General features: G+C 32.7%; 17 protein-coding genes. 14 read left to right on the top strand and 3 right to left on the bottom strand.

The annotated features are described in order from the left end of the window. Nucleotides 1–44 precede the first annotated feature (44 nt). The 4 genes from miaE (at nucleotide 45) to HNV08_RS15040 (ending at nucleotide 3,211) form a co-directional block, all read left to right on the top strand. Entirely contained in the window at nucleotides 45–626 is a 582-nt protein-coding gene (gene miaE / locus HNV08_RS15055; protein WP_173282256.1) for a tRNA-(ms[2]io[6]A)-hydroxylase, read from the top strand. A gap of 178 nt (nucleotides 627–804) precedes the next feature. Beyond that, a complete protein-coding gene (locus HNV08_RS15050; RefSeq protein ID WP_173282189.1) occupies nucleotides 805–1,758 on the top strand; it encodes an SDR family oxidoreductase in 954 nt (317 codons plus the stop codon). A 27-nt stretch (nucleotides 1,759–1,785) separates the two neighbouring features. Continuing rightward, entirely contained in the window at nucleotides 1,786–2,298 is a 513-nt protein-coding gene (locus HNV08_RS15045; protein ID WP_173282188.1) for a hypothetical protein, read from the top strand. Between the two features lies 1 nt (nucleotide 2,299). Further along, nucleotides 2,300–3,211: a helix-turn-helix domain-containing protein gene (locus tag HNV08_RS15040; protein WP_173282187.1), complete on the top strand. Its 912-nt coding sequence runs from the start codon at nucleotides 2,300–2,302 to the stop codon at nucleotides 3,209–3,211. Between the two features lie 18 nt (nucleotides 3,212–3,229). Here HNV08_RS15040 and HNV08_RS15035 read toward each other — a convergent pair whose 3' ends face one another. Both HNV08_RS15035 and HNV08_RS15030 read right to left on the bottom strand, forming a co-directional pair. Further along, entirely contained in the window at nucleotides 3,230–4,459 is a 1,230-nt protein-coding gene (locus HNV08_RS15035; protein WP_173282186.1) for a peroxiredoxin family protein, read from the bottom strand. A gap of 183 nt (nucleotides 4,460–4,642) precedes the next feature. Then, on the bottom strand, nucleotides 4,643–5,452 hold the full coding sequence (locus HNV08_RS15030) for a hypothetical protein (protein WP_173282185.1): 810 nt from the start codon (nucleotides 5,450–5,452) through the stop codon (nucleotides 4,643–4,645). Between the two features lie 168 nt (nucleotides 5,453–5,620). Between HNV08_RS15030 and pheT the strand changes: the two genes are divergently transcribed. Then, nucleotides 5,621–8,047, top strand: coding sequence for a phenylalanine--tRNA ligase subunit beta (pheT, locus tag HNV08_RS15025; RefSeq protein WP_173282184.1), 2,427 nt, complete (start codon nucleotides 5,621–5,623; stop codon nucleotides 8,045–8,047). A gap of 175 nt (nucleotides 8,048–8,222) precedes the next feature. Next, the gene (locus HNV08_RS15020) at nucleotides 8,223–9,755 is read left to right on the top strand and encodes a S1C family serine protease (RefSeq protein WP_173282183.1); all 1,533 of its coding nucleotides are present in this window, start codon (nucleotides 8,223–8,225) and stop codon (nucleotides 9,753–9,755) included. 85 nt (nucleotides 9,756–9,840) lie between these two features. Here the strand turns inward: HNV08_RS15020 and HNV08_RS15015 are convergent, their stop codons facing one another. Continuing rightward, nucleotides 9,841–10,575 (bottom strand): hypothetical protein, encoded by a 735-nt coding sequence (locus HNV08_RS15015; protein WP_173282182.1) that lies wholly within the window; start codon nucleotides 10,573–10,575, stop codon nucleotides 9,841–9,843. Between the two features lie 297 nt (nucleotides 10,576–10,872). Here HNV08_RS15015 and tpx point away from each other — a divergent pair, with 297 nt between their 5' ends. The 8 genes from tpx to ribB all read left to right on the top strand — a co-directional run bounded on the left by tpx (nucleotide 10,873) and on the right by ribB (nucleotide 19,500). Continuing rightward, nucleotides 10,873–11,373: a thiol peroxidase gene (tpx, locus tag HNV08_RS15010; RefSeq protein ID WP_173282181.1), complete on the top strand. Its 501-nt coding sequence runs from the start codon at nucleotides 10,873–10,875 to the stop codon at nucleotides 11,371–11,373. Between the two features lie 7 nt (nucleotides 11,374–11,380). After that, nucleotides 11,381–11,749 carry a diacylglycerol kinase family protein gene (locus HNV08_RS15005; RefSeq protein ID WP_173282180.1) on the top strand — a complete coding sequence of 123 codons (369 nt, stop codon included), beginning with the start codon at nucleotides 11,381–11,383 and terminating at the stop codon, nucleotides 11,747–11,749. Nucleotides 11,750–11,758: 9 nt separating this feature from the next. After that, a complete protein-coding gene (locus HNV08_RS15000) occupies nucleotides 11,759–12,268 on the top strand; it encodes a hypothetical protein (protein WP_173282179.1) in 510 nt (169 codons plus the stop codon). A gap of 104 nt (nucleotides 12,269–12,372) precedes the next feature. Beyond that, complete coding sequence (locus HNV08_RS14995; protein WP_173282178.1) at nucleotides 12,373–13,146, top strand: M15 family metallopeptidase; 774 nt, start codon at nucleotides 12,373–12,375, stop codon at nucleotides 13,144–13,146. Nucleotides 13,147–13,196: 50 nt separating this feature from the next. Continuing rightward, nucleotides 13,197–15,653, top strand: coding sequence for an FtsK/SpoIIIE family DNA translocase (locus HNV08_RS14990; RefSeq protein WP_173282177.1), 2,457 nt, complete (start codon nucleotides 13,197–13,199; stop codon nucleotides 15,651–15,653). 17 nt (nucleotides 15,654–15,670) lie between these two features. After that, nucleotides 15,671–16,312 (top strand): LolA family protein, encoded by a 642-nt coding sequence (locus HNV08_RS14985; protein WP_173282176.1) that lies wholly within the window; start codon nucleotides 15,671–15,673, stop codon nucleotides 16,310–16,312. A gap of 17 nt (nucleotides 16,313–16,329) precedes the next feature. Continuing rightward, nucleotides 16,330–18,318, top strand: coding sequence for an LptF/LptG family permease (locus tag HNV08_RS14980; RefSeq protein ID WP_173282175.1), 1,989 nt, complete (start codon nucleotides 16,330–16,332; stop codon nucleotides 18,316–18,318). 33 nt (nucleotides 18,319–18,351) lie between these two features. Further along, a complete protein-coding gene (gene ribB / locus HNV08_RS14975; RefSeq protein WP_173282174.1) occupies nucleotides 18,352–19,500 on the top strand; it encodes a 3,4-dihydroxy-2-butanone-4-phosphate synthase in 1,149 nt (382 codons plus the stop codon). Nucleotides 19,501–19,514 lie beyond the last annotated feature (14 nt).

Here is a 19,514-nt window from a genome sequence, read left to right as displayed (position 1 = left end):
TAACAACTTTTGCTTTATCCTATAAAAACAACGAAATAATGAGCATGCTACATCTCAAACTAGAAACCGACCCAAGATGGGCCACTATTGCAGAAGACAATCTCGAAGAAATTCTTACAGACCATGCGTGGTGCGAACAAAAAGCAGCAACTAACGCCATTACTATAATTGCTAATAATTCTCAGTACGAGGACTTAGTGACAGATTTGCTAGAGCTTGCAAAAGAAGAATTGGAGCATTTTCAAATGGTACATAACATCATAAAAAAGCGTGGTTATACACTTGGTAGAGAGCGTAAAGACAGTTATGTAAACGAACTTTACAAGTTTATGAATAAAGGTGGCAGTCGTCTACAAAGCATGGTAGATAGACTCTTGTTTTCCGCAATGATTGAAGCCAGAAGCTGCGAACGTTTTAAACTGCTCTCAGAACGTATCAAGGACCCAGAACTTTCAAAATTCTACTATGATTTAATGGTTAGTGAGGCTGGTCATTACACTTTATTTATAACTTTTGCGAGAAAGTACGGCAAAGATATTGACGTTGAAAAGCGTTGGCAAGAACTCGTAGAATTTGAAGGTGAGGTTATTAAAAGTTACGGAAAATCAGAATCCATCCACGGATAAATCCATAAAATCAAATTATAAAAAAAGCCACAACATTACCTCTTGATAAAACATTTACCTCATTTTTTAACCCAAAAAACCAATTAGTATACAAGAATTGAAATTTAGTTTAAGTCTATAGACGATGCGCACACCTAACTTTGCCCTATTCTATTTATGAACTAAATAAATTTCAATAATGAAAACAAATCCATTTGGCAAACAGGGCTGGACACCAGAAAACATAGATAATTTAGAAAGAAAAACCTTTCTTATTACTGGTGCAAACGCAGGTACAGGCTTTGAAGCTGCGAAAATCCTTTTAAGCAAAGGTGCAGAAGTCGTGATGCTTAACAGAAATAACTCAAAATCAACCAAAGCAATTAGCGATTTAAAAGAACAAATTGGAGCGCATGCTAAGGTATCATTTATTAAAACCGATTTAGCAAGTCTATCGTCAGTAAGACAAGCGGCTGCAGAAATTAACAAAACCATTCCAAGAATAGATGCATTACTATGTAACGCTGCTATTGCGCAAGTCCCAAAACAAACATTTACCGTTGATGGTTTTGAAAGTCAACTCGGTGTAAATCATTATGGACATTTTCTTTTATGCGGATTATTATACCAAAAACTAAAAGCATCTCATGGCAGAATTGTTGTTGTTGCCAGTGAAGGCTATAAAATGGGTATAAAAACAATTCAATTTGACGACATCAATTGGGATAACAATTACCATCCTAACAAAGTTTACAGTCAAAGCAAACTAGCCCAAATGATGTTCGCTTACGAACTGCAAGACAGACTAAAAGGAATTGACAACCCTATTAACATTTATGTTTGTCATCCAGGTGCATCTGCTACCACTTTAATTAAAAATAGTGGCAGTCTAAGAGACCGAATTATTTTTGGTATCATGTCTAAAACACCGTTAGTTCAATCTGCAGAAAAAGGAGCTTATCCAGAGGTTATGTGTGCAACAGAAGCTGCGGAACATCTTAACCAAAAAGGTTATTATGGGCCAACAGGCAGAATGCAATGGACAGGACCTGTTGGCGCTTGTAAATTAGAACCACATGCCCAAGACAAAGCTGTCATGGAAAAATTATGGAATTTATCTGAAAAGGAAACTAATTTCAAGTGGATTTATTAATTTAGAAATCATTAAAAAACATTTCATATGGATATTTTAAAAACTGCAACAGAATGGGCTAAAGCTGAACTTTTTTCAACACCTTTTTTTGTTTATTTTGGCATTGGCTTTATTATAGCTAGTATCAGTTTTTGGCAACTGGGTAAAACCGAAATTGCAAGAGCTTATATTATTCCTGCCTTAGTCGCAGGTAGTCTATTGATAGTTATTGGTCTCGGTTTGTTTTTTACCAACAAATCTAGAGTAAAACAATTTGAAATTGCTTACCACAATGATGCCGCTGCTTTTGTAACTTCAGAACTAGAACGTGCAGATAGCACTTTAAAGGAATACAATACTATCGTTTTTAAAGCCATTCCTATAATAATCGCTATTTGTGCACTTATCTTATTATTTGTTAATACGCCTTTGTGGCGCGCTAGTATGATAACCACTATTGCTATGTTAACAGTTATCCTGTTAATTGACGGTTCTGCTCATGCTAGAGTTGAAGCATATAATACGCAATTAGAATTAGCTGCAAAAGTATTAAAACTATAATATGCAACATTTTAAAACACTATCAGCCTACTTAGATTACTTAGAACTTCCACGTCCTGAGCACCCGTTATTAAGTGTTTTTAATGCTACTGGCCACAATACCTTACCTTGCCCTAAGGAAAGTTCTCCTCCTATTTCTAATGATTGTTATACCATCAGCTTTAAGAAAATAGTAAAAGGCCATATCAATTATGGACGCACAAAATATGACTTTACAAATGGTGCATTAATTTTTATTGCACCAAGACAAGTATTACAATGGGACAGCAGCGTAGTATTTGAGCAAAAAGGATTTTCAATAAACTTTCATGAGGATTTTTTAAAAGGCACGGAATTAGCACAACACATTAAAAAATATGGTTTCTTTAATTACGCGGTTAACGAAGCACTTCACCTTGCACCAAAGGAAGAAAAACTGATAGAATCGATAGTAGAAAATATTGAAATAGAATATCACAACAACCAAGATGAGTTTAGCAAAGACATTATCATTTCTCAATTAAGTACCCTTTTAAAATACGCAAATCGATTTTATGAACGACAATTTCTTAACAGAAAAGAACTAAATAACGATGTATTAACTCAATTCAATCAACAATTAGAAGCCTATTTTGAATCTGGACAATTACAAGAAAACGGCATTCCCAGCATTGAGCAAATAGCGGATAAAATGCAGGTTTCTCAACGCTATCTTAGTGATACTCTAAAACGAGAGACAGGAAAAACAACTACAGAACACTTACAATTATACTTAATTGACGCAGCTAAGAACATTTTACTAAAACCAAACAGCAGTATAGCTGAAGTCGCTTATGAACTAGGTTTTGAATATCCTCAGTATTTTTCAAGATTATTCAAAAAGAAAGAAGGAATAAGTCCTACAGCATATAGAGAGAAATACAAATTAAATTAACGCATTCTGCCTTATAATTTACTCAGCTAACAAGGTATTTATAAATCCTTCAAATTCAGATTTAAACGCTATATACTTATTACCTGTTGCTGGCCCATTAAAACCTGTATGTATCTTTCTTACCTTTCCTTTTTTATCGATGTAAATTGTTGTTGGGTATGATAGTACATGGTTTAACATTGGTAATTTTTCTTGCGCCTTCGCTTTGTCAGATGTTCCGAATTGTGCCAAAAGAATTGGGTATTCTATTCCAATTTTAGATTGTAAACGGTCTATTCTACTAAAGGCTGTTTCTTTGGTTTTAGCATATTCAAACGCTAATGCCACAAATTCTATATCCTTGTTTTTATTCTTTTTATAAAATTCCGTATAATATTTACTTTCATCTAAACAGTTGGGACACCAAGTACCCATAATTTGCACAATAACTACTTTATCCTTAAATCGGTCATCTTTAAGAGACACCAATTCATCTGAAGTATTAGGAAACGTAAAATCTAAACTATCGTATCCTTCTTTTAAAAACGTTAAATCATTGGCGTTGGGCAATTCAAATGTTTTATTTCTTTTTGCTACAAAAGGTTCTTTCCAATGGTTACCAGAATAAAAAACACCTTCCATAGACGTATCAGTTACAGTTGCAGTAAACAAAAACGCATGTGCGCCATCAAAAGTTGAAAGCTTCATACTATTACCATCCATAACGCCTTCTAGAAATCTATAATCTCCTGTGGTGGTTCTAAAAGTACCAGTTACTTTATTTCCGTCTTGCTTAAAAATCCCTTTGGCAATGTATTCGTCCTCTTCTACGCCTTTACTAAATTCTGCTTCCCAAATACCATCTACATTTTCGTTAGCTTGCGCTACTGCATTAAAACGTGTGGTCGTATTATACTCTGCAAAAAACGGAACTACTCTATTTAAACTTTCTTTTATAAAATGCCCTCTTAGATTATCACCTTCAAACTTAGCAGCGATATAACCTTCAAAAACGGGTGTTTTTATAAAAACAGAATCGTTTCGGTAGGTAATTTCATCGACCTCAATAACCTCTTCGGCATTAAATATTTTCAATTTTGAAGCAGAGATCACTTCAAAATTAAACGGCAGTTCCTTATTATCCTTCACTGTTAAAGATGCCCTGTATGGTCCGGTTTTCAATTCTTGTTTGTTTAAAACATTAGAATTTGATTCGTTTTTACAAGAAAACACCACTAAGACTAAAACGCTAAGTATTAAATATCTCATATTGTTATGAATAGAATTTTTATTTTTTTCTAATTTAAATGGCACTAAAAATTTTAAAACAGAATTTGTTTGGTATCTCCAACACACCTTAATTTATAATTATTGGTCGTATAAAAAGCTCAACATTACATGATGACGACTTCCTTATTGTTATTAAAATTAAACGTATTACGTGCTCAATAATTAAGGAATCGCAACAGAGACTTTTCCGTTTAAAATGTCACCACCATTTAAAATGGTATTGCAAAAAATCAATGTAATAGTTGCGCCATTATTTTCGACAAACAACTGTGTGTCTGTGGTAGAATTATATTCTATAAACACCTGATTGGTAGATTTTACAAGCTCTCTTTCTATATAAGTAATATCAAACCCACTAGATACACCAAAGTATTGTCCGGTTTGCGGATAACCATTTTCTAATTCATTAAAATTAACTTGAAAAATATTAGGCCAATTTCCAAATCTAAATCCAACATTACCTTCATCACAACACTGCACATCTTCTACAGTGACATAGGCAGTTTGCCAAGCACCATTAACACTATAATAATTGTTTTGACTAAAAGAACACGGTAAATCTGATGTCGTAAATGAGCTCCAATCTTCTTTTAAATGGTCGCCATTTTTTGAATAAAACGTATAATAATACGTTGTGTTTGGCGTCAAGGACGACAAATCTGTACTAAAGCTTCGCATTGATGCCGTATAAGCCACCTCTTCATCTATAATAATCACTTCATCATTGGTTGGATCATTTTCGTTACCTGTTCTAAACACAAAACCAACCTCATAAGTATCTGAGCCTTGGTAATAATTATTAGAATTATCAATAAACCCATTTAAGGTTACTGAATTTTGAGATGTATATGTCACATAAGACCTTACTGGAGGCACATCAGAGGGCTCTTCATCCTCACCTGTTATTTGATCGATCACATCACAAGAATACAGTAAACTCACAATACACAATAAAGCAAAATATTTTTTCATCATACAGAAGGTTTCAAATTTTGGACAAAAATAGCGTAATAAATCATCTTTTTACAGACATATAAGATATACTCAAACAAATATCTTCATTAAAAGATTAAATTTTAATAGGCTATATTTTATTACCTATTAACTATTATTATCTTTGTGGCTTGACTAAATTAAACTATGAAAATTTCATACAACTGGCTTAAACAGTTTATAAAAACAGATTGGGACGCAGAAAAAACTGGAGATTTACTAACTGATCTTGGTTTAGAAATCGAAGGTATTGAAACCTACGAGTCTGTGAAAGGCGGCTTAAAAGGTATTGTTGTTGGTGAAGTATTAACCTGTAACCAACACCCAAATGCAGACCGACTTAAAGTAACTACCGTTAATATTGGCGCAGACTTACCTGTACAAATTGTATGTGGTGCACCCAATGTTGCGGCTGGTCAAAAAGTACCTGTTGCTACTATTGGCACAACGCTATATACACCAGAAGGCGAAGCTTGGAAAATTAAAAAAGGTAAAATTAGAGGCGAAGAAAGCCGCGGAATGATATGTGCTGAGGACGAATTAGGACTTGGGCAATCTCATGATGGCATTATGGTTTTAGATGCTGATTTAGCCGTAGGAACTCTTGCCGCTGATGTCTTTAAAATAGAAAACGATCAGGTATTTGAAATCGGCTTAACACCAAACCGAGCAGATGCTATGAGTCATTATGGCGTAGCGAGAGATTTAAAAGCAGGTTTATTGCAAAAAGAAATCTCACTAGAACTTATTACCCCTTCTGTAAGCTCATATCATGTAGATGCACGCGCCTTAAAAATTGACGTAGATGTAAAAGACGCGGAAAAAGCACCTCGTTATTGTGGTGTAACGATTTCTGGCGTAAAAGTAGAAACATCACCTGCATGGCTACAACATCGTCTAAAATCAATAGGCTTGGCACCAATTAATAATATTGTAGATGCCACAAATTACGTATTACATGAGCTAGGACAGCCTCTACATGCTTTCGATGCGGATAAAATTTCGGGCAACAAAATTGAAGTTAAAACATGTGAAGCTGGCACAAAATTTACAACATTAGATGGTGTAGAACGCGAGTTACATGAAGATGATTTAATGATATGCGACGCTAAAAAACCAATGTGTATTGCTGGTGTATTTGGTGGTATAGACTCAGGTGTTACAGACCATACAACACGTATCTTTTTAGAAAGTGCATATTTTAACCCTGTTAGTGTAAGAAAAACAGCTAAACGCCATGCGTTAAATACAGATGCTTCATTTCGATTTGAACGTGGTATCGACCCAAACCTTACAGAATATGCACTGAAACGTGCAGCTTTATTAATTATTGAAATAGCAGGTGGCGAAATAACAAGTGATATTGTAGATGCATATCCTAAGAAAATTAAGGATTTTGAAGTTAGACTAAGCTTTGAAAATGCGAAAAAATTAATAGGTGAAGACATTCCAAAAGAAACTATAAAAAGTATCCTTTCTTCTCTAGATATTAAAATTAATAATGTCACAGAAGCAGGATTAGGCTTAACTGTGCCAGCTTACAGAAATGATGTACAGCGAGAGGCAGATATTATTGAAGAAATCCTGAGAGTCTATGGTTATAATAATATTGCCACTACAGCAAAATTAAATGCATCCATTTCTAATTCGTCACGATTTGAAGATTATAAACTTCAAAATATAATCGGAAATCAATTAGCTTCACAAGGATATTTTGAGATAATGGCAAACTCGTTAACATCACCTAAATACATTGAATTAAGTGATGATTTAAACGAATCGCATAATGTAAAAATGCTCAACCCTCTTAGTAATGACCTAGAGGTGATGCGTCAGTCTTTATTATTTTCTGGCTTAGAAGCTGTAGCACACAACATCAACAGAAAACGAGATGATTTAAAGCTATTTGAATTTGGAAAAACGTATCATAATTTTTCAGAATCTAGAGAAGAACATAAACACCTATCCCTTTTTGTAACAGGAAACAAATCTGAAGACCGTTGGAATGCTACAACAAGTCCGACTGATTTTTTCTATTTAAAGGGTACCATTGAAGTTGCATTAGAACGATTAGGTTTAACAAAATTGAAATCTTCTCCTGTAAAATCTGATGTCTTTAGTGAAGGTATCAGTTTTGCTATTGGTAAGAAAAAAATGGTCGATTTTGGATTAGTAAAAAAATCGGTCTTAAAACATTTTGGAATATCTCAAAATGTATTGTTTGCAGATTTTAATTGGGATAATGTCATTGACATGGCGCAGCATAATAAAATTAAGTTTAGCCCTATCCCTAAATACCCAGAAGTAAAAAGAGATTTTGCCTTATTGTTAGACCATAAAGTTTCCTTTGAAGATATCCACACGATCGCAAAACAAACCGAAAGAAATTTATTAAAAAGTGTCAATCTTTTTGATGTCTATGAAGGTAAAAAATTACCAGCAGGCAAAAAGAGTTATGCCGTGAGTTTCATCCTTCAAGACGAAAACAAGACATTAAATGACAAGCAAATAGACAAAATAATGTCAAAGCTTCAAGCTAATTTTGAATCAAAACTTGGTGCGGAATTACGATAATAGAACAATACAATATATACACAAAACCTTAAGCTTCAGTACTTAAGGTTTTTTTTTTGTTTTATACTTGGAAATTCAACCTAAAACCTACTCTTTTACTTGGCTACACAGCCATTTGCGATATCATTTTACTTATCTTATATTGCAGTTTATAACTAATCAACCGCTTTAAAAAATGAAAAAAATCTTAGTCTTGCTAATTGCAGTGCCGCTATTATTTAACAATTGCGCCTCCATCTTAAATGGCAAAGTTCAAAAAAATGTTACCGTAAGAACAAAAAATGCAAAATCTAAAGTATATGTCGATGATGATAGTCAAGGATCGGGACGTGCTGTTAAATCTAAAATGAGCAGAGATGCTGCTGTTAGACAAATTAAAATTGAAACCGAAGGTTACAAAGATCAATACATTGTACATTACCAAAATCAAAAGTCGCCACTTTACATTATGTCTTGGGTACCTTTTGGAATCTTATTATATCCTCCGTTTTTAGATATTAGTCCTAAGAGTTTTAATTATAAAAAAGAAATTTCTGTAAGAGAAAAACTAATTCCTATTAAGGAAAAAGATGCAGAAGACAAATATCTGTTTGTATCAAACACAGCCTTTGATATTGATGAAGACGATTTAAAAATTAGAAAAATTAAACACCGTTCTTTAAAGAAGAATAAAAAGAACAAATTTAAAGATATTGACTCTAACTCAGAAAGCGTAAATTTTGATAATTCAATTTTTACAGATGCCTTAAATGAAATTTTAGTCAACTATAAGTACACTGATACTACAAATACTATTTTTAAGAGTAAAACAAATTCTGCTTATTTAAGTGCTACAGTTAAAAAGTTAGATTTACAACATGTCTATCAATTTGCTGCAAGACACTATATGAGTTTCTTAAAATCTGAATTAGAGATTGAATGGGATTTTCAAGACATTTACGGTCAATCACTTTATAAACGTAAATACAAAACGACATCAGGAGAATTCTCTTATGACCACAATGGTCAAGAAACTATAATTCTTTCTGTAAAAGATGCTATATCTTCTTCGTTTTTAAAATTTATTGCAGACTCAAAAGTAAAAGCATTACTTAAAAAAGGTCAAGGCACTGAAAAGAAACAAGATGTATTAGAGTTACAAAAAGGCGACTTAGTATCTTCACTAAGTGAAGCTATAGAATCTTCAGTTACGGTTAAAGTTAAAGAAGGTCATGGTAGTGGACTTAAGATTAGCCAAAACGGTTACATCATTACTAACTTCCATGTTGTTGCAAAATCTAAAGAAGACATCACAGTTATCTTTAAAGATGGTACAGAAATGACCGCAGAATTAGTACGCCAAAATGAGCAATTAGATTTAGCCTTATTAAAAGTAAACAGTACCTTTAACAAACACTTTAATATACCTAGTACTAAAAACTACAGTGTAGGTGACGATATTTTTGCCGTAGGTACACCAAAAACGATAGAATTAGGACAGACTTTAAGTAAGGGCATTATCTCTGGGGAACGAACAAATACAGAAGTACAACTTATACAAACTGATGCTAGTGTTAACGGTGGAAATAGTGGTGGACCATTAATTAATAAAGACGGTCAATTACTTGGTGTGGTGAACTCAAAATTATCTGGCTTTGGTATAGAAGGATTAGGATTTGCAATACCAGCAGAATTAATTTTAGATGGCCTTTCTATTCAAGTAAAATAAGAATAACCAAGGATATAAAAAAGCCTCACAAGATGATGATCTTGTGAGGCTTTTTTTTATTTTATTGCATCTATTATCTTAAAACTTAAGCTTCAATAGGCTTATTTTTTTTCTTCTTTTTCTTAGGCTTAAATCTTAATTTCAGATTCTTAAAGACCTTAGTCACATACTCTACAAGAGCGTAAAGAAAAACCGCAGCACCTGCCATTTCTAAAAACTCCTCAAAGCTATACATTAAAGCATAAGTGAGCGTTCTTTCTCCATGAACCTCTGCATGCATACCACTAATAGCTTCCATGACTACAGCGCCTGAAATAAATAATACTCCAGCAATAATAAAAAGCTTTAGGATCTTTTTTGGTAAACGCATCATAAATTTAAAATACGCAATACCTATTAATATGGTGATAGCCACATAAGGAATAAACCATGCGAAATACAAAATTCCCGATGTACTAAAAAGAGCTTCCATAGGTGCTCTGAGCTGCTCATGAATTTGGATCATTTCATCTAACGCCAAGAAAACAAATATGGCAGAAAGTCCTATCCAATGCCAAAACTGACCTCCTTTTTTCTTACTTCCGTAAGCAATAATAGCAAGTAAAATAGCATCACATAGGAGAATTAATGACGAAAAATAAGTTGGTAGATTCGCTTCTAAATTCACATTTAATAATTTAATAAGAAGTCTTGGAACCTTTGCGTCCATACCTGCCGAATTAAATATTAAATAGACAGAAAATAAATTCCCTAGACTTAATATAGCAATGGCAATAAAAAGATTTCGTAGAATTTTCTTCTTTCGTATTTCAAATTTCATAAGATTATTGGTTTTACTTTTAACATTCAAAATGCACGTTAAAAGATTTGGGTTTTAGATTATTAGCTTAAAGCCGCCGAAGGTAATATATTGGGAGAACTCAGCTCAATAAATTATTTAAACGACAAATAACTTCGATTAAAGGTTTTACAAACAACTACTATTTCTAATTAAAATTCTGAATAACAATAACTTATATTATTCAAAATTGTAAAAAAAAGCCTTCTAAATATTATATAAAATTTAATACAATTGCATCTAAAAGTTCTTATTTTTAACATTCTAAAATTTAAAACAATGGCAAAAATAACTTTAAAAGGAAATCCTATAGAGACAATAGGAAATTTACCGACAGTTGGCAGTAAATCTCCAGATTTTAAACTAACAGCAACAGACTTATCTTCAAAATCTTTAAGTGATTACGAAGGACAACGATTAGTATTAAATATTTTTCCTAGTGTAGACACAGGTACGTGTGCGCAGTCTGTAAGAACATTTAACGAAAAAGCAAGTGAACTTAAAGACACGAAGGTGTTATGTATTTCAAAAGATTTACCATTTGCTTTAGCGCGCTTTTGTGGTGCAGAAGGTTTAGATAACGTAGAAAGCTTATCTGATTTCAAAACAGGACGTTTTGGTAACGATTATGGTTTAACGTTTACAACCGGACCATTAGAGGCATTACATTCTAGATGTATTGTTGTTATTGATAAAGATGGAACCGTATTACACACTGAACAAGTTGAAGAAATTGTTGACGAACCAAATTATAAATCTGCACTAGAGAGTTTAAGCTAACATGTGAATGCAAAAAAAGGAGTCCTTTTTAGTAAACAGATTAAAAAGTGTTGGTTTTGCCTTTAAAGGCATGCTGATACTTATACGAACAGAAGCCAGTATTAAGGTACAATTGTGTATTGCAATTGTTATGACTTGTGCTGGCTTTTATTTTGATATATCTAAAAGCGAATGGATGGCTCAAATAGTTATGATTGGTATTGTAATGAGTATGGAAGGTATGAATACAGCTATTGAATATATTGCAGATTTTATTCATCCTGAATATCACAAAAAAATAGGCTTAATAAAAGATGTCGCTGCAGGTGCTGTTTTTATTGCAGCCATTATCGCAGTCATTTTAGCCGCTGTAATTTACGGCCCAAAGTTGCTGTAAACTAAATAGATGTCCTTCAATTTAATAGATCGCGTTTTATATCTTAACAAAAGAGGCATTACAAAACCTCTAGAGGACGTGTATCAGTGGATTGCAACTCACGAAACTGATATTGTAAACCATTTTATAAGTGATGAAGAGGTTTATTATTGGAAAATAATATCCTCAAAACATTTTAAAGCTATTATTGATGAAGCACACACAGATTGGGTGTTAATCATATCAAAACAAAAACCATTTAAAATCATAGGTAAACTTTATTCTGTTTCCGAAAATTTAATTGGCATTAAAAATCATTCAAAATTATCGACATTTTGGGTTTTGAAATCAGATTTTGAAGGTTTAAAAATTACCGACAATCCAATTTATTTGCAATCGCCACATCATTTTAAAAGTGCATTCCATGCTATTAACTACGATTTTAAGCGACTTGTTTCTAAGCTTAAAAACCCAAAAATAAAATTAACAGCGATTAACGTAGACCCAAAGTCAAAAGGGCGAACACAGCGAATACGATAAAAACGCAACATATCTTTTCATTCTATACCAAAACAACTAGAATAAACGTTACTAATTTGTATTTTTGTTCTGTTCTTATTTTACAATCCTTTTCAAAAAATAAAATGAAGCACCCTTTACTATTATTACTGCTATCATTAATTGTTTTTAATTGCAAAGAGCACGTAAAATCAGTTCATCATGTTCTTAAAATTAATGGTCATTTAGGGCAGTTAGAAATTAAAAACTCCAGTGATTACACACAGGCAAAGGATTTTGTTTTTGGGAAGTACAACTATAAAGACAATCGAAGATTCACTAAAGTAAAAGCAATACATGCTTCAAAAGTACTATTCTTAGATACAGTAGTTTATAAGGCATTTATAAAAATGTATAATGCTGCCGCCGAACAAGGTGTAACGCTAAAAATAATATCTGGCACGCGAAATTTCAATGAACAAAAAGCGATTTGGGAACGTAAATGGGAAAAATATAATACCCTAAGACCTATGGAGCGCGCAAAGAAAATTTTAGAATACAGTTCTATGCCAACCTCTTCTCGTCATCATTGGGGAACAGATTTAGACTTAAATAGTTTAAGTAATTCGTATTTTAGCAGCGGAAAAGGACAAGACATTTATAATTGGCTTCAGACTAATGCAAATGCATATGGATTTTATCAAGTTTATACGGAGAAAACGAATGGAAGAACTGGTTATAATCTCGAAAAATGGCATTGGTCCTATTTACCTTTAGCACATGAGTATCTAAATTTTTATAATTTTAATATTGCTGCTAAAGACATTAATGGATTTAAAGGCGCTGAATTGGCTAATGAACTAAATATTATAGAAGACTATGTAAATGGTATTTCTAAAAAAGCAAAAGATTACAAATAATTACATTCCTTAATAACAGGAAATAGATACCGAAAAGAATTCGGCATAGAATGGCAAAAAAAACAACAAAAAAGAAAACAACAACAAAAGCAAAGACTAAAAGCAAAGCTACGGCTAAGGTGTCAAAACCTACGTTTAAGCTCAGTAGCCAGCAAAAACTTGTTTTTGGTAGTTTACTTATTATACTAGGGATTCTCTTGTTTATCTCTTTTTTATCTTTTGTTTTTACAGGTAAAGAAGATCAAAGTGTATTACAAAATTTCCCAGAACGTTCTACAGAATACAAAAACTGGGCAAGCCAATTGGGTGCTTGGGTTAGTGACTTTTTTATTACAAAAGGCTTTGGTATTCCTTCTGTTATTTTTTCGGGCTTAATCTTTTTATCAGGTGTTTATCTTACGCTAAACCTCAGTAAGTCTAAATTGAGAAAACATTGGATTTGGGGCACATTAATAGTCATTTGGTTATCCATACTCTTGGGCTTCTTTTCTCACAAATACGATGTACTTGGAGGAACCATAGGATTTGAAATGAATCATTTTTTTCAAGACTACATAGGTAAAGTTGGGACAATACTCCTACTTGTTTTTGGGTTTATAACTTACTTAGCCATACGATTTAAGGTAACTGGTGAAAGCATTCTCAATGTATTTAAAAATGCTAAAAGTGCCATAAAAGAAGACTTAAAACAAGAAGAAACAACAAAAGAACCAACGGTTGTTTTTGATAACAATTTAACCGAAGAAGCAGAAGCTATAAAATCTGCATTTGAAATCCCTTTAGAGGACACAAAGCCTACTATTAACCATCATTCGGAGCCAAAACTAAAAACGGAAATAAAAACAGACACTCAACCAGAAATCCTTAAAATGGAAGTGACTGAAAAACCCGTAGAAGCATCCGTTGAAGTACCAGAACTAAAAGTTGAAGTAAAATCTGTTGAAGAAGAACACTCTGAGATTGACAATCTTTCAGACAAACTTGTGGAAGATTTTGGTCAATTTGATCCTACATTAGAGCTAAGTAAATATCAATTTCCTACCTTAGATTTATTAAAAAAATATGATAATGAAGGGATTTCAATAGATCAAGAAGAATTAGAGGAAAACAAAAATAGAATTGTAGAAACCTTAAATAATTACAAAATTGGTATTTCTAGTATTAAAGCAACTATAGGACCTACAGTAACTCTTTATGAAATTGTTCCGGATGCTGGTATTAGAATTTCTAAAATTAAAAATTTAGAAGATGATATAGCGTTATCACTAGCCGCATTAGGTATTAGAATTATTGCACCAATTCCAGGTAAAGGGACTATTGGTATTGAAGTACCTAATAAAAACTCTACCATTGTATCCATGCGCTCCGTAATAGCGTCTCAAAAATTCCAAAAATCCGAAATGCAATTACCAATTGCCTTCGGAAAAACCATCAGCAATGAAACCTTTGTGGTCGATTTAGCAAAAATGCCGCATATGTTAATGGCTGGTGCAACAGGACAAGGTAAATCAGTTGGATTAAATGCCGTCCTTACCTCTTTACTGTATAAAAAACATCCTGCCGAAGTAAAATTTGTTTTAGTAGATCCTAAAAAGGTCGAATTAACTTTATTTAATAAAATAGAACGTCATTATTTAGCGAAACTTCCAGACAGTGAAGATGCCATCATTACAGACAATACTAAAGTAATTAATACCTTAAATTCTTTGTGTATTGAAATGGATAACCGTTACGAAATGCTTAAAAATGCATTTTGTAGAAATATCTCAGAATATAATGCCAAGTTTAAAGCGAGAAAATTAAATCCAAATGACGGCCACGCCTTTTTACCATATATTGTATTGGTCGTAGATGAGTTTGCGGATTTAATAATGACAGCTGGTAAAGAAGTAGAAACACCTATTGCACGTTTAGCGCAATTGGCACGTGCTATTGGTATTCATTTAATTGTAGCCACACAGCGACCATCCGTTAACGTCATTACAGGTATTATAAAAGCCAATTTCCCAGCACGTATAGCCTTTAGAGTAACTAGTAAAATAGATTCTAGAACTATTTTAGATGGCCCTGGAGCAGATCAACTAATTGGTAGAGGCGATATGCTTTACACACAAGGAAACGACTTAGTGCGTATACAATGTGCCTTTGTGGATACACCCGAAGTTGAAAAAATTACCGAATTTATAGGTTCACAAAAAGCATATCCAGATGCACATCTCTTACCAGAATATGTTGGTGAAGAAGGTGGCACAAATCTTGATGTAGATATATCAGATAGAGATAAATTGTTTAGAGAAGCCGCAGAATTAATTGTTACAGCACAACAAGGTTCTGCTTCTTTATTGCAACGTAAACTAAAATTAGGCTACAATAGAGCGGGTAGAATTATAGACCAACTAGAAGCAGCTGGTATTGTTGGTAATTTTGAAGGCAGTAAAGCAAGACAAGTATTAGTTCCAGATTTAGTGGCTTTAGACCAATTATTAGAAAACGAAAAAAATCAATAAGATTAAATAACATAACGATGAAAAAAATTTTAGTATTAGCATTTTTAACATTAGGATTTACTGGGTTTGCACAAAGTGATGCCAAAGCCGAAGCTTTGCTTAATGAAGTAAGTACAAAAATTAAATCCTATAAAAATATTAGTTTAGATTTTAAATACGAATTAAATAACATTAGTGAAAATATTAGCCAAGAAACACGTGGAGATGTGGTCATGGAAGGCGATAAGTATAAGTTAAACATCTTAGGCATAACGCGTATTTTTAATGGTAAAACATTATATACTATTAGCCCAGAGGATGAAGAAGTCACAATTTCTTCAGACAATACAGATGATGAAAGCACTATAACTCCAAGCAAAATGTTATCATTTTATGAAGATGGTTACATTTTTAAAATGGACATTGTACAAACCGTGAAAGGTAGAAAAATTCAATATGTAAAATTAAGTCCAATAGACACCAATTCTGAAATAAAACACGTGTTACTTGGTATTGATGCTACTACCAAACACATTTATAACCTTATCGAAGTAGGCAAAAACGGAACAAAAACAACATTAACTGTTAATTCTTTTAAAACCGACCAACCTATTTCAAAAACCTTATTTACATTTGACGAAAGTAAATACGAAGATTACTATATCAACAAAATAGATTAAGGTAAAACCATAACTGTGTGAAAATATTAGATAGGTACATACTTATCACTTTCTTAAGGACGTTTTTTAGCGTCTTTATTATATTCATGTTCATCTTTATTTTACAAGGGGTTTGGCTATATATTGCCGAACTCGCTGGTAAAGATTTAGATGTTATAGTGACTGTAAAATTCATTCTGTATTACATGCCAAAGCTAATTCCTTTGGTAGTGCCACTAACCATATTATTGTCTTCTATAATGGTTTTTGGAAATTTTGCAGAGAACTATGAATTTGCTGCCATGAAATCTACTGGTATTTCCTTACAACGTGCCATGCGTAGCTTAAGCGTTTTTATAATTGCTTTAGGTATAGCATCGTTCTTCTTTGCCAATAATGTGATTCCTTGGGGCGAATACAATTTTTATAATTTAAGAAAAAATATCGCCAAAGTTAAACCTGCACTAGCTATTGCTGAAGGTCAATTTAATGAAATAGGAAATATAAATATTAAAGTAGATCATAAATCTGGTGATAGAGGCCAGTTTTTAGATGGTGTGGTTATTCATAAAAAAAGTGCCAAACGTAAATCTGGAAATTACATAGTTATCATTGCCGAAAAGGGCGAATTAAAAAGTAGTCCAGACTCCAATATTTTACAACTAGAATTACGTAACGGAAATTATTACGAAGAAATATTAACCAATAATAGGTCTAACAGTACAGACCAACCACATGTAAGAAGTTATTTTGATAGTTACATTTTTAATGTAGATTTAGCCACGTTAAATCCTGAAGATTTAGAAGAAAAAAATCATTCAGACCGTTACAATATGCTAGATGTTAGTCAACTCAACTACACTATTGATAGTCTAAAAACACAAAGGAAAGATGATTATTCTGCTTTATCCAATACTTTATTCAACCGAAGTTCTTACGCAGCATTAAACTTAAATATTGATACAACTAAGGTAGACACTATATATACAGGAAAAAATATATTAGATCTTTTTAGTACCAATCAAAAAGTACAAATTTTAAACTTAGCAAAAAACTCTGCCAACAGTACCAGACAAATTTTAGATTCTAATAAAAAGTCATTTGACAACAAACAAATTCGATTAAACAAGCATATCATAGTAATGCATGATAAGTTTGTACTTGCCTTTGCTTGTGTTATATTATTTTTTGTTGGCGCACCACTTGGTGCATTAATAAGAAAAGGAGGTATAGGCTTACCAATGGTTGTTGCCATTGTGCTGTTTTTAACATATCATTTCTTTGGTATTTTCGCTAAAAATAGTGCCGAAAAAGGCAGTTTTAATCCAATTATTGGAGCATGGCTATCCACAGCCGTAATGCTTCCGCTAAGTATCTATTTAACCACAAGAGCTACCAAGGACAAAGGGGTTTTTCAATTTGATGCCATTATTGTACCTCTAAAAAAATTGTTCTCTGCTAAAAACAAAGTACAACTGTCTGAGAGCGATACAAAGACTTATAATTTCTACAAAAAGTACTCATTAGAAGAATTAATTGGGATTATAAAAAATCAAAATGAATATGATCTCGATAAAAAACCAAAAGAAATAGCGCTTCACAATTTACTTAATAGAAACATTTCGTTAGAAGGCTTAAAATCAGAAGGTCTAGAAATACCAAGTAAACTTATAAAAGCACGTGTTTTATTAAACGACTATAAAGCATATTCTAAAACTAGTATCATTAGCTTTTTCTGCGCAGTTGTATTGTTAGGTGTTTTCTTTATATTTAGAAATAATAAATTACCAGAATTGGCAGCAACAGTAAAGACTTTAAGTATAATTGCAGCCTTATTTTTTGCTATTTATGTTATCGTAGATGCCTTTGTTTATTCTAAATTTTATAAAACAATTGAATTAGAAAACAAACGCATAAACCCCTTTATTCATTTTATCACACTTCCTATTTATCCTTTAAAATATCTTGTGCTAAGGAATAAGATTTCGCAAGACTTCTACACAAGTTGTCTTCAGAATATAAAATAACCTTACCTTTGATTTTTATAAATCCAATTTATTATGACATCTCAATCTGTAAATTCTAATACCAGCCTTAATACAATAGAAGAAGCTATTGAAGATATAAGACAAGGCAAAGTAATTATTGTAGTCGATGATGAAAACCGCGAAAACGAAGGCGATTTTTTAGCGGCTGCAGAAATGGTTACACCAGAGATGATAAACTTTATGGCAACGCACGGCCGAGGATTAATTTGCGCTCCACTTACCGAACATAAATGTGAAGACTTAGAACTTAACATGATGGTAAGAAACAATACAGATCCTATGGAAACCGCTTTTACAGTTTCTGTAGATTTAAGAGGAAATGGTGTAAGCACAGGCATTTCAGCTAGTGATAGAGCAAAAACCATAAAGGCTTTAGTACAGAAAGACACAAAACCGTTTGAACTCGCAAGACCAGGACATATATTTCCTTTGGTCGCTAAGGAAGGTGGTGTTTTACGAAGAACTGGCCACACAGAAGCTGCCATTGACTTTGCAAGATTAGCAGGATTTGAACCTGCAGGTGTTATTGTAGAGATTATGAATGAAGACGGAACCATGGCGCGTTTACCTCAACTACTAGACGTTGCAAAAAAGTTTGATTTAAAAATAGTTTCTATTGAAGATTTAGTGGCCTACCGAATGGAATACGATTCTTTGATAGAGAAAAAAGAAGATTTTGATATCGAAACCCGTTTTGGTAAATTTAGACTACGTGCGTATTTACAAACTACAAATAACCAAATTCATATTGCACTAACAAAAGGCAATTGGAAATCTGATGAGCCTATTGTTACACGAGTAAATTCTACACTGATTAACAATGACATTTTAGGGACTTTAACAAATAATGCAGATAAGAAATTAGACGACATGTTTAATGTTATCAATTCTGAAGGGAAAGGAGCCATTATTTTTATAAATCAACAGCCAGAATCAATGAATTTATTAACGCGTCTTTCTATTTTAAAAGAAAATCAAATTGAAGGACAACTTATAAAAGCGCCAAGTATTGGCATGGATACTAAGGATTTTGGTATTGGTGCTCAAATACTTCATGATCTTAAAATTAGTAAACTAAAACTACTTTCTAATAGTTTACAAACAAAACGTGTAGGTATGATTGGCTATGGTTTAGAAATTGTAGAATATACAGAATACTAAATAAAAAAAAAGCC

This window comes from Winogradskyella eckloniae (assembly GCF_013249045.1).
GTDB lineage: Bacteria > Bacteroidota > Bacteroidia > Flavobacteriales > Flavobacteriaceae > Winogradskyella > Winogradskyella eckloniae.
Note: the sequence above shows the minus strand (reverse complement) of the source record. Positions and strands in the feature narration are given on the sequence as shown.

Excerpts from the sequence above, each read along its gene's own strand:
- tpx (WP_173282181.1), top strand. The coding sequence starts at position 10,873 with ATGGCAAAAATAACTTTAAAAGGAAATCCTATAGAGACAATAGGAAAT.
- HNV08_RS15015 (WP_173282182.1), bottom strand. The coding sequence starts at position 10,575 with ATGAAATTTGAAATACGAAAGAAGAAAATTCTACGAAATCTTTTTATT.
- HNV08_RS15035 (WP_173282186.1), bottom strand. The coding sequence starts at position 4,459 with ATGAGATATTTAATACTTAGCGTTTTAGTCTTAGTGGTGTTTTCTTGT.
- HNV08_RS15045 (WP_173282188.1), top strand. The coding sequence starts at position 1,786 with ATGGATATTTTAAAAACTGCAACAGAATGGGCTAAAGCTGAACTTTTT.
- HNV08_RS15000 (WP_173282179.1), top strand. The coding sequence starts at position 11,759 with ATGTCCTTCAATTTAATAGATCGCGTTTTATATCTTAACAAAAGAGGC.
- HNV08_RS15020 (WP_173282183.1), top strand. The coding sequence starts at position 8,223 with ATGAAAAAAATCTTAGTCTTGCTAATTGCAGTGCCGCTATTATTTAAC.
- ribB (WP_173282174.1), top strand. The coding sequence starts at position 18,352 with ATGACATCTCAATCTGTAAATTCTAATACCAGCCTTAATACAATAGAA.
- HNV08_RS14985 (WP_173282176.1), top strand. The coding sequence starts at position 15,671 with ATGAAAAAAATTTTAGTATTAGCATTTTTAACATTAGGATTTACTGGG.
- HNV08_RS15050 (WP_173282189.1), top strand. The coding sequence starts at position 805 with ATGAAAACAAATCCATTTGGCAAACAGGGCTGGACACCAGAAAACATA.
- HNV08_RS15005 (WP_173282180.1), top strand. The coding sequence starts at position 11,381 with ATGCAAAAAAAGGAGTCCTTTTTAGTAAACAGATTAAAAAGTGTTGGT.
- miaE (WP_173282256.1), top strand. The coding sequence starts at position 45 with ATGCTACATCTCAAACTAGAAACCGACCCAAGATGGGCCACTATTGCA.
- pheT (WP_173282184.1), top strand. The coding sequence starts at position 5,621 with ATGAAAATTTCATACAACTGGCTTAAACAGTTTATAAAAACAGATTGG.
- HNV08_RS14990 (WP_173282177.1), top strand. The coding sequence starts at position 13,197 with ATGGCAAAAAAAACAACAAAAAAGAAAACAACAACAAAAGCAAAGACT.
- HNV08_RS15040 (WP_173282187.1), top strand. The coding sequence starts at position 2,300 with ATGCAACATTTTAAAACACTATCAGCCTACTTAGATTACTTAGAACTT.
- HNV08_RS14995 (WP_173282178.1), top strand. The coding sequence starts at position 12,373 with ATGAAGCACCCTTTACTATTATTACTGCTATCATTAATTGTTTTTAAT.
- HNV08_RS15030 (WP_173282185.1), bottom strand. The coding sequence starts at position 5,452 with ATGAAAAAATATTTTGCTTTATTGTGTATTGTGAGTTTACTGTATTCT.